At 70.6% G+C, this 10,424-nt stretch carries 10 protein-coding genes; 4 read left to right on the forward strand and 6 right to left on the reverse strand.

Annotation, left to right across the window (positions count from 1 at the left end):
- Positions 1-67: 67 nt before the first annotated feature.
- Complete coding sequence (locus ACFQ7F_RS24740; RefSeq protein ID WP_361050367.1) at positions 68-1,180, reverse strand: NAD-dependent epimerase/dehydratase family protein; 1,113 nt, start codon at positions 1,178-1,180, stop codon at positions 68-70.
- A 191-nt stretch (positions 1,181-1,371) separates the two neighbouring features.
- Between ACFQ7F_RS24740 and ACFQ7F_RS24745 the strand changes: the two genes are divergently transcribed.
- Both ACFQ7F_RS24745 and ACFQ7F_RS24750 read left to right on the forward strand, forming a co-directional pair.
- On the forward strand, positions 1,372-2,829 hold the full coding sequence (locus tag ACFQ7F_RS24745) for a zinc-dependent metalloprotease (RefSeq protein WP_383273944.1): 1,458 nt from the start codon (positions 1,372-1,374) through the stop codon (positions 2,827-2,829).
- Positions 2,826-3,350 (forward strand): NUDIX hydrolase, encoded by a 525-nt coding sequence (locus tag ACFQ7F_RS24750; RefSeq protein WP_383273946.1) that lies wholly within the window; start codon positions 2,826-2,828, stop codon positions 3,348-3,350. Before ACFQ7F_RS24745 ends, ACFQ7F_RS24750 begins: the two co-directional genes overlap by 4 nt.
- A gap of 98 nt (positions 3,351-3,448) precedes the next feature.
- On the opposite strand, the gene ACFQ7F_RS24755 is transcribed toward ACFQ7F_RS24750, so the two are convergent.
- The 4 genes from ACFQ7F_RS24755 to ACFQ7F_RS24770 form a co-directional block, all read right to left on the reverse strand.
- Positions 3,449-4,204, reverse strand: a complete 756-nt coding sequence (locus ACFQ7F_RS24755) for an AIM24 family protein (protein WP_383273948.1) — start codon at positions 4,202-4,204, stop codon at positions 3,449-3,451.
- Between the two features lie 16 nt (positions 4,205-4,220).
- Positions 4,221-4,901, reverse strand: coding sequence for an AIM24 family protein (locus ACFQ7F_RS24760; protein ID WP_383273950.1), 681 nt, complete (start codon positions 4,899-4,901; stop codon positions 4,221-4,223).
- 11 nt (positions 4,902-4,912) lie between these two features.
- A complete protein-coding gene (locus tag ACFQ7F_RS24765) occupies positions 4,913-6,592 on the reverse strand; it encodes a TerD family protein (RefSeq protein ID WP_383273952.1) in 1,680 nt (559 codons plus the stop codon).
- A 117-nt stretch (positions 6,593-6,709) separates the two neighbouring features.
- Complete coding sequence (locus ACFQ7F_RS24770) at positions 6,710-7,306, reverse strand: M48 family metallopeptidase (RefSeq protein WP_383273954.1); 597 nt, start codon at positions 7,304-7,306, stop codon at positions 6,710-6,712.
- A gap of 206 nt (positions 7,307-7,512) precedes the next feature.
- Here ACFQ7F_RS24770 and ACFQ7F_RS24775 point away from each other — a divergent pair, with 206 nt between their 5' ends.
- Together ACFQ7F_RS24775 and ACFQ7F_RS24780 are read left to right on the forward strand one after the other, a co-directional pair.
- The gene (locus ACFQ7F_RS24775; RefSeq protein WP_383273956.1) at positions 7,513-8,661 is read left to right on the forward strand and encodes a ThiF family adenylyltransferase; all 1,149 of its coding nucleotides are present in this window, start codon (positions 7,513-7,515) and stop codon (positions 8,659-8,661) included.
- A gap of 41 nt (positions 8,662-8,702) precedes the next feature.
- Positions 8,703-10,061 (forward strand): ABC1 kinase family protein, encoded by a 1,359-nt coding sequence (locus ACFQ7F_RS24780; RefSeq protein WP_383273958.1) that lies wholly within the window; start codon positions 8,703-8,705, stop codon positions 10,059-10,061.
- 100 nt (positions 10,062-10,161) lie between these two features.
- On the opposite strand, the gene ACFQ7F_RS24785 is transcribed toward ACFQ7F_RS24780, so the two are convergent.
- Entirely contained in the window at positions 10,162-10,353 is a 192-nt protein-coding gene (locus ACFQ7F_RS24785; protein WP_383273964.1) for a hypothetical protein, read from the reverse strand.
- Between the last annotated feature and the right edge of the window lie 71 nt (positions 10,354-10,424).

Raw genomic sequence — 10,424 nt, forward strand, 5'->3', positions numbered from 1 at the left:
GCGCGCGTGCCGCGTTGGAGCTCCCTACAGACCCGCGGTGGAGCTCCCTACAGGCCCGCGGTGAGCCTCAGATCCGGCGCCGCGCCTTCCGCGCGCGCCGCACCACCGCAGCCGCGCCAAGCAGCGCGACCGTCGCACCGGCGGCGCCCGCGGCCGTCGCGTCCTTGCGCCCGAGCCTGCGTCCCGCCACGGTCCGGCGCCCCGCGACCTCTTCGAGCAGCTCCGCGAGGACCTCCTCGTTGGTCCACTGCGGCCGCCATCCGGCGTCGTGCAGCCTGCTGACGCTGACCACCCACGGGTACATCGTGTACGCGAGGTCACCGGCGGGGGACGGAGTGAGACCGATCCGGTGCAGCCGGGCCGCCGCGCCGAGGGCCACCGTGGAGGGCAGCTCCATACGGCGGATCTCGCTGAGCTCCTCGACCTCTTCCTGCTCCAGCCATCCGTCGCAGCCGACAGCCAGCTCCCCGTCGACCTTCTCCAGGACGGCGTACTCCAGAGCGCTGCACAGATCCTCGACATGGCAGAACTGCCAGGCCGGGCGCGAGCCCGCCACCACGAGCAGCCGGGGCGACTCGAAGTACCGCGTGAGAGCGGTGTCGGTGCCGCCCACCAGGACCGCGGGCCGCACCACGGTGACGTTCAGTCCGGGGTGGGCGCGGGGCGCGCGCCGGGCGAGCCGCTCGACCTCGAGGAGGTCACCGACGCCGGTCGCCTCCGCGGTGGCGCGCAATTCGGAGTCTTCGGAGAGGGGCAGTTCGTTGTCGGACAGCGCTCCGTAGACCATCGCCGACGTGCAGAGCACGACACGGTGGACACCGGCCGCCGCCGCGGCCGTCAGGACGGTCTGCGTGCCCCGCACGTTGTACGCCGTACGGGCGGCGGCGTCGGTCTCCAGGTCGAGATCGAGCGCGAGGTGGACCACGACGTCCGCGCCCCGCAGCTTCTCGGCGATGGCCGGATCCCTGACGTCCAGGATGTGCCACTGGGCCTGGGCGCACTCGCCCCGCCGCTCGTCGATGGCGACGACCTGCTTGATCTCTTCGGACGCCGCAAGGCGCTCGGTCAGCAGAGCGCCCACGCCGGACGCGGCGCCGGTGACGGCGACCACGGGCCCTCGGACAGGAGCCGGTGTAGAAAGGTTTCGCGCTGCGCGAACCTGTGGATCTGGGGAACTCACCAGGCGTCTCCAGCGGTTGTCTTCAGTAGATACGCGAATGACGCGTACGTACCAGGTGGCATCCATCCTGCCGCAGGCCATGAGTCGGCGAAGCACTGAGGCCCGATCCCGTCACGGTGTCTACGCTGGGTGGTGTTGTAAGGCAGCCGCCGCCGGAACAGTACCGGCGGCCTGACGAGCCGAGGAATCCCGTGAGTGACACCCCATTCGGATTCGGCCTTCCGCCGGAGGAGCCGGAGAACGGCGACGAGGGCAAGAAGAAGGACAGCCCCGGAGGGGGACAGGGTGCCGGTGGCGGCCCTGGGAACCCGTTCGGCTTCGGAGGCCTGCCCGGCGCGGGCGGTCCAGGCGGCCAGGGCGGTGACAATCCGTTCGCCGCGATGTTCGGTTCGATGAATCCGAACGACCTGGGCGCCGCGTTCCAGCAGCTCGGCCAGATGCTCTCGTACGAGGGTGGCCCGGTGAACTGGGACATGGCCAAGGACATCGCCCGCCAGACCGTCTCCCAGGGGACGCCCGACGGCACCAAGGACTCCAGCGTCGGTCCCACGGAGCGCGGCGCGGTCGAGGAGGCCGTCCGCCTCGCCGACCTGTGGCTCGACGACGCGACGTCGCTGCCGTCCGGCTCGGGCGTGGCCGTGGCCTGGAGCCGCGCCGAGTGGGTCGAGGCGACCCTTCCGGTGTGGAAGGAGCTGGTCGACCCGGTCGCCGAGCGCGTCGGCCTCGCCATGGGTGACGTGCTGCCCGAAGAGATGCAGGCCATGGCGGGCCCGCTGATCGGGATGATGCGCTCCATGGGCGGCGCCATGTTCGGCCAGCAGATCGGCCAGGCCGTGGGCGTGCTCGCGGGCGAGGTCGTCGGCTCCACCGACATCGGCCTGCCGCTCGGCCCGGCCGGCAAGGCCGCCCTGCTTCCGGTGAACGTCGAGGCCTTCGGCAAGGACCTGGGCATCGCCCAGGAGGAGGTCAGGCTCTACCTGGCGCTGCGCGAGGCCGCCCACCAGCGGCTCTTCGCCCACGTGCCGTGGCTGCGCTCGCACCTCTTCGGCGCCGTCGAGGGCTACGCCCGCGGCATCAAGGTCGACACGGCCAAGCTGGAGGACGTGGTCGGCCAGCTCGACCCGCAGAACCCCGAGCAGCTTCAGGAAGCACTCCAGCAGGGCATGTTCCAGCCGGAGGACACTCCCGAGCAGAAGGCCGCCCTGGCGCGCCTGGAGACGGCTCTCGCGCTCGTCGAGGGCTGGGTGGACGCAGTGGTCCACGCGGCGGCCAAGCCCCGCCTGTCGTCCGCCGACGCCCTTCGCGAAACGCTGCGCCGGCGCCGTGCGACGGGCGGTCCCGCGGAGCAGACCTTCGCCACGCTCATCGGCCTGGAGCTGCGCCCGCGCCGCCTGCGGGATGCCTCGCGCCTGTGGGCCTCGCTCACGGACGCACGCGGCGTGGACGGACGCGACGGCCTGTGGGCGCACCCGGACATGCTGCCGACGGCCTCGGACCTGGACGACCCGGACGGCTTCGTGCACCACGAGCAGCTGGACTTCTCCGAGCTGGACAAGATGCTCGGCGAGGCGGCGGACGGCTCCGCCAAGCCGGACCTCAAGAAGGACACCGAGGACGACAGCGACGGCAAGGGCGACAGCGAGAAGTGAGCCTTCACGACGACGCGGTCCTCGTACTGAAGGGCTACGAGGACCAGGAAGAGCTGCGCCAGTACTACCTGGACCATCTCGCCGCCCACCCCGAGGACGGCATGTGGAAGTCCTGCGGGGACGGCCATGTGACGGCCAGCGCGTTGGTGATCGACCCGTCACGCGGGCGCGTGCTGCTCACCCTGCACAAGAAGCTGCAGATGTGGCTTCAGATGGGTGGCCACTGCGAGCCGGGTGACCCGACGCTGGCCGCGGCCGCGCTGCGTGAGGCGACGGAGGAGTCCGGCATCCCCGGCCTCACGCTCCTGCCGGGCGGCCCGGTGCGGCTTGACCGGCATCCGATCCCGGGGCCGTGCACGCAACACCTCGACGTGCAGTACGCCGCTCTCGCCCCCTCCGGGGCGATCGAGGCGATCAGCGACGAGTCACTGGACCTGCGCTGGTTCACGTACGACGAGGTGGCGGGGGTCGCGGACAAGTCGGTCGTACGCCTGACGGAAGCGACAAGGGCGCGGCTTTAGAACGAGCCCCATAAGGGGCGCGGGGAACTGCGCGACCAGCCACAAGCCGGCCCGCGGTTCCCCACGCTCCTTCTGGTTCGGTCCCGCCCGGAGAGGGTTCAGCTCCAGACGTTGCCCTGGTTCTGCCCGCGAGCCCCCTGCTGGCCCATGCCGTACTGAGCCCTGGCGCCCTGTCCGATGACGGCGTTCTGCGGCGGCAGCATCTCGCTCGGCTGGACGAGGGCGTATCCCTGGCCCATGAAGCTGAGCTCCCAGCCCTCACCGGTGTTGCCGCGGCGCCGCCACACGCCCGATGAGTGCGTCTGGGCCTGCATCTGCACCCGCAGTCCGTTGGACCAGGCGACGATCGCGTCGGCGTCGGCGTTCACGTACTGGTCCGGCGTGACCTGCAGCATCAGCGGCTGGCCCGAGGTCATCAGGGCGACCTTGCCGCGTCCCGTGATGTTGAGCTGGTACTTGCCGGAGCCGGAGATGCCGTACTGGCTGTCCACGGCGATGACCTGGTGAGTCAGCGACGAGTCGAGCGCGAGGACATAGCTGCTGTCCACGGTCAGACCGTCCTGGTCCACATCCACTACGTGGATGTACTGGGCGAGGTTGGCGAGATAGACCGTGCCCTGACCGTGGCAGCGCATCAGGTCGAGACCCTCGCCGGTGTGCGCGCGGGCCCGCTGGTTGCCCTGGCTCTGGTACTCGGCGTCGAACTCCATCAGACCCTGGTAGGCGACCATGGCGCCCTTGCGGGCCAGGATGTCGTCGTGGCCCGCGAGGGCGACCCGAAGGAGCTGCGGGTTCTGGACGGTGTAGCGCTCCTGAGTCTGCTGCTCGGAGTGCGCGAAAAGTGGGCTCTGCATGGTGTGTTGCTCCCCCTCAGCCCCGGGCTCGGAGACGGTCGGTGCTGTCCTCGCTGGGCTGTACGACGACGATGCCCTCCCCGGAGAAGCCCATCTGGTAGGCCTCGCCGCTGCCGCGCCCGATGAGCGAACCGGCCTTGAAGCTGCGCTTGCCCTTCACCTTGAGGTTCGGGGACCAGGCGATCAGGGCGTCCGGGTCGACGTACGTCTCGTCCTCGCCGCGGCCGCAGTCGACGACGACCGGAGTGCCGCGGGAGGTCAGCGCCACCCAGCCCTGGCCGGAGATCTTGATGTTCCACAGGCCCTGACCGGCGAACTTCGCCAGGCCCTTGACCCGTTCGACGCCCCACTGGAGGCTCGTGTCGAAGGCCAGCAGGTTCGTGCCGTTCACCGAGAGCGAGTCGCCCGCCAGGTTGACGACGACGACGTCGGCTCCGTAGTCGGCGAGATAGAGCAGGCCGTCTCCGGAGCACTTCATCAGAGGTGCGCCCTCGCCGGTCATCCACTCCTTCGCGATCTGACGCACGGCGGGCGGATTGGGCTCGTACTGCACGAACCCTTCGTAGGCGACCATCGAGCCCACGCGCGCGAGGAGGTCGTTTCCGGTCTGCATCGCCACCTTGAGCATGTGGTGGCCATGGTTCTCCATACGGGCAGCGACAGGCGCCGCGGCAAAGCCCGCGAGTTGCTGATTCATGACGGGCTCCCTCAGACCTCGAACGGCTGGACGATGATGAAGTTGCCGGGCGCGCCCCGGAACTGCAGGTTCACGCTCTCCCCCGTGGAGCCCGCGTACGCGTTGCTGCGCACCCGGACCTGGCTGGAGACGATCGCCTGAGCCGCCGCCGACCAGGCGACCACGGCGTGGCAGTCGGCGAACGTCGTCGGCGTGACGGGCAGGACGACGGGCACGCCGTGCGTCTTGACGATGACCGTGCCGGTGCCCTGGAACTGCATCACGAACAGCGCGCCACCGGGGATCCCGTGGCCCTCGATCCTGCGCACCTCGTGCTGGAGGGTCTCGTCGAAGGCGAGGACGTTCTCCGCGGAGACACAGATCGCGTCCCCCTGGAGCTCGATGGGGTGCAGATGCGTGGCTTCCTCGGCGAGGAAGACCTGGCCCCGGCCGGAGCAGCGCATCAGCTGCATCTCCTGGCCGGTGGAGTTGCCCACGACGCGGCCCGCGAAGCCCGCGCCCTTGTAGCTGAACTCGACCTTGCCCTGGTAGAGCACCATGCTGCCCTGCCGGGCGAGCACGGCCTGCTCGCTGACGCCGAGGTCGACGCGGATCAGCTTCTCGTTCTGCTGTGTCCAGCGCTGCCCGGTGGGAGCCTCGCGGTACGCCGCGAGAGCCGCGGTCACACCGCCGGCCTGCGCGGAACCCTGGGGGACGCCGCCTCCGTACGGGGACGGGGCGGCGGGCTGACCGGGGAACTGGCCGGGGGGCTGCTGGCCGTACCCGGGAGGCATCGGAGCGCTGGGCTGCTGGCCGTAACCGGGCGGCGGGGGCGCCGACTGGCCGGGGACCTGGCCGAACTGCGGCTGCTGCGGCGGCTGCTGACCGGGCTGGCCGTACGGCGCGGGGGCCGGCGGGGGCGGAACCGTGCCGCCCTGCTGCTGGTTCGGCTGGTTCATCGGCGCGACGATGGTCTGCGCGGCGTGCATCGACGGGTCGAAGTTCTGGGCCGGAGCAGGGGCGGGGGCAGGGGCCGGAGCGGGCGTGGGAGCCGGTGCCGGAGCCTGTGCCGGGGTCTGGGCGGGTGCCGCCGGGGCGCCGAACGCGGGCGGCGCGGCGGCCTGGCCGGGCGGCGCGAAGGACGGCGCACCGGTGGCCTGCGGTGCCTGCGGCTCGGGCTCCTCCTCGGCGACCTCGCCGCCGAAGTTCTTCAGGAGCGCGTCGAGACCGCCGTCGAAGCCCTGGCCGATCGCGGCGAACCGCCAGACGTCCTTCAGATAGAAGTCGCCCAGCATCACGGCACGTTCCGTGGAGAACTCCGCACCGTTGAAGGAGTAGCGGGCCACTTCCTCGCCGCCCGCGACGATCCGGATGTAGCCGGGGGCGACCTGCGACATCTGCCCGGCGCCGTCGATCGTCGCGGTGAACGACAGCTTCTTGATCTGCGACGGAATCCGGTCAAGGGTGACCCGGAAGGACTCCGTGTCGCCGGCCTGCGCGCCGAGGAGTTGGATCGACTCCTCGGGTGACTTCGGCTGGTTGAAGAAGATGAAGTAACTGTCGTCCGAGAGCCGCTCGTCCGCGTCCAGGCCGAAGCAACTGATGTCGAAGCTCAGTCCGGGGGCGGAGATCTGCACGCCTACATACAGATCGGTGCCCGCGGTGAGGTCACTGATCTTGGCCTTGTGGCCGCGTTGGAATTCCCTGGCCATACGTAACGACCGTCCCCCATCCCGAATGTAAATGCGTCGCGCCAGGCTAACCGCTAAGTCCGACAGCGAAGCAAGCCGGTACAGACCCGGTACGAAACCCCGAAGACCTGCGGAAGTTCACTCGTCGCGGCCAGCGGGCTGGTGGGGCAGCCGGTCGGCCGCGACCACACCTTCGAGGTACCCACGAGCCCGCTCCGTCCGGGGGTAGGCCTCGAGGAGTTGCCAGAAGTTGGGTCCGTGCCCGGGCACGAGGAGATGCGCGAGCTCGTGGACGAGGACGTAGTCGACGACGTACTCGGGCATGCCCTGCAGCCGGTGCGAAAGGCGGATGCTGCCCTCCGCCGGGGTGCACGAGCCCCATCGGGTGTTCTGATTCGTGACCCAGCGAACCGACGCGGGTCTGGCCCGACCGTCGAAGTACTGCTCGGAGAGACGCTCTGCGCGCTCGACGAGCTCCGCGTCGCCCAGGACCCGCTTGCTCTCCTGGGCCGCGAGCTTGTCGAGCATGACGTTGACCCAGCGTTGTTCCTCGGCCTCGGACATGCGGGCGGGGATGAGCACGACGGTGCGATCGCCCTCTCGGTACGCGGAGACCGTTCGGCGGCGGCGGGCGCTCCGTCTGACCTCGACCGCGCTCGCCCCAGAGCCGGGTGACGGCGGGCTGGTCATGCTGCGCTGTGGGTTTCCGGCACGGTGCAGTGGGTCGGCGGGCACGCCTCGACGTTACCCGTTGGGCATGGGGGAAGTCCCGCCTCCGGAACGGTTCGGCGGGGTATCGCTCCCCGTCCGATCGATTAGTACGACGAACACCCCCTGCCTGTGGACAACGCGCCGCACGTGTCCGCCGGGGCGGGCATTCTGGCTGACGACGGGCGATGCGGACGGGGACCGACAGCGCCGGATGACCACGGGGGGCGACCATGCATCCGATCTTGAAACCGGCGTTGCGGCGCGGCTGGCGCGATCTGAACACCATCCAGTTCGGCGTGGCGCCCGCGCACGCCCTGGTGCTCGGTCCTGTGGACACGGCCACGGGCAGCTTTCTCCAGCTCCTCGACGGGACACGCGGGCTGCCGCTGCTTCGCGACGAGGGCAGACGGATGGGCCTGCCCGGTGATCATGTGGACAAGCTCGTGCGGCGGCTGTCCAGGGCCGGGCTGCTCGACGACGCGACGGGAGGCGGCGCTGCGGCCGACACCCTGCGCAAGCGGGGCCAGGCCATGGACCGGCTCCGTCCGGATCTGGCCTCTCTCTCGGTCGTGACTCCCGATCCGGGCGACGGAATGAGGAAACTGGCCGCGCGCCACGCGATGCGGGTCCAGGTCCGGGGCGCGGGCCGGGTGGGTGCGGTGGTGGCCTCGGTCCTGTCCGGGGCGGGCGTGGGGCAGGTCGATGTGGTGGAGGGAGGAGTCGTCGAACCCTGGGATGTGGCGCCGGGCGGTCTGCCCGCCGACGCGGTCGGCGATCGCAGGGACGTGGCGGCGCGGCGGGTCGTGCGGCAATCAGCTCCGGACCGATCGCCCCGTCGGGGCCGGAAGGGAGCGGGGGCACCGGGAGAAGGAGAGCCGGGCCTCTCCCTCGTGATCATCGCCCCGCGTGACGGGCTCGACGCCCATGCCCCCGATCCGCTCGCCGCAGAGCCACTCGTCTCGTCGGGAACGCCTCATCTTTATGCGGGCGTGATCGAGGGAACCGGAGTGGTGGGGCCGCTCGTCCTGCCGGGGACGACAGCCTGCGCGGGCTGTCTGGCGCTGGAGTGTGCGGACCGGGACTCCACCTGGCCGCGCATGCTGGCACAGTGGCGTTCGGGCCGCGCACGCCATGTCACCGCGTGCGATCTGGCTCTGTCGACCACCGTCGCCGGCCTCACCGCGGCGCATGCCCTGGCCTTTCTGGACGGGGCGGCACCGGCGAGTGCGGGAGTTCGCTGGGAGGCGTCCGTGCCCGGCTACGACTGGCGTGCACGGCCGGTGTCACCGCATCTCGCGTGCCCATGCGGGGCGGGTGTGGTGGATAAGGGGGAACACCCCGCCGGGGACAAAGAGCCGCACGACACAATGGCCGGGTAACCGCCTGACAAGGCGTGGCTGTCTGGGATTTGGAGGGGCGCATGTCTGATCTTCCCCGGAAGGCGGTAACCCGTACCGCCAAGCTGGCCGCGCTGCCACTCGGCTTTGCCGGGCGGGCGACCTGGGGCCTCGGCAAGCGGATCGGGGGTAAATCGGCGGAGATCGTCGGCCGTGAGCTGCAGCAGCGCACGGCGGAGCAGCTGTTCAAAGTGCTCGGCGAGCTCAAGGGCGGGGCCATGAAGTTCGGCCAGGCCCTGTCGGTCTTCGAGTCGGCGCTGCCGGAGGAGGTCGCGGGACCCTATCGCGCCGCGCTGACGAAGCTGCAGGAAGCGGCGCCGCCGATGCCGACGCGCACCGTGCACGCCGTCCTCGCGGAGCGGCTCGGCGATGACTGGCGCGAGCTGTTCCTGGAGTTCGAGGACAAGCCGGCCGCCGCCGCGTCGATCGGCCAGGTCCACCGGGCGGTGTGGGAGGACGGGCGCGAGGTCGCGGTCAAGGTGCAGTATCCGGGTGCGGGTGAGGCACTGCTCTCCGACCTGAATCAGCTCAGCCGGTTCGCCCGGCTCCTTGGGCCGCTGATTCCGGGGATGGACCTCAAGCCGCTCATCGCGGAGCTGCGCGACCGTGTCTCGGAGGAGCTCGACTACAGCCTGGAGGCCCAGGCGCAGCACGCGCACGCCGAGGAGTTCGCGGACGATCCGGATGTCGTCGTGCCCGATGTGGTGCACCAGAGCGAGCAGGTCCTGGTGACCGAGTGGATCGACGGGGTGCCCCTGTCGGACGTGATAGCGGACGGTACGCAGGAGCAGCGGGACCGGGCGGGACAGCTCCTGGCCCGTTTCCTCTTCTCGGGTCCGGCGCGCACCGGGCTGCTGCACGCCGATCCGCACCCGGGCAACTTCCGTCTGCTGCCCGACGAGAAGGGCGGCTGGCGGCTCGGGGTCCTCGACTTCGGCACGGTGGACCGGTTGCCCGGCGGCCTGCCCCCGACCATCGGCCGCTCCCTGCGGATGACGCTCGACGGCGAGGCCGACGCGGTCTACGCGATGCTGCGCGAGGAGGACTTCGTCCAGGAGTCCGTCGAACTCGAACCGGACGCGGTCCTCGACTATCTGCTGCCGATCATCGAACCGATGCTGGTGGAGGAGTTCACCTTCACCCGCGGCTGGATGCGCGGCCAGGCGGCGCGGGTGGCCGACCCCCGCTCCCCCGCCCATCAGTTGGGCAAGCGGCTGAACCTCCCGCCGTCGTATCTGCTGATTCACCGTGTGACGTTGAGCACGATCGGGGTGCTCTGTCAGCTCGGGGCGACGGTGCGGATGCGGGACGAGCTCGAGGAGTGGCTGCCGGGCTTCGTGGAGGAGGAGCAGGAGGCGGACGATCCGGCGGCCGGTGCCTGAGGCGGTAGTTCGCCCTCACCGCCGGCTCGCCCTCACCGCCGGCTCGCCCTCACCGCCGGCTCGCCCTCACCGCCGGCTCGCCCTCACCACGAGCTCGACCTCACCACCAGGGTGAGTCGAGTCGTCCCTCGATGGCTCTGATGTTCTCGCGGGCGCAAGGGTCGCAGAAGTAGCGGCGGACGCCGTTCTCCACGGAACAGGTCCAGGTGGGCGGCGCGCCTTCGGCGACCGTTCCGCAGCGGGAACACACGAGGTTCTCGGCGCCCGCGGGCTGAGGATTCTGCTGGTCCACCCAGCGACCATAGCGCCGCTTTCGGAGCTTCGCCCGGCACAACGCACCGCGGGGGCCGGTCCGTTCGGACC

Source organism: Streptomyces sp. NPDC056486, from assembly GCF_042795295.1.
Taxonomy (GTDB): Bacteria; Actinomycetota; Actinomycetes; order Streptomycetales; family Streptomycetaceae; genus Streptomyces.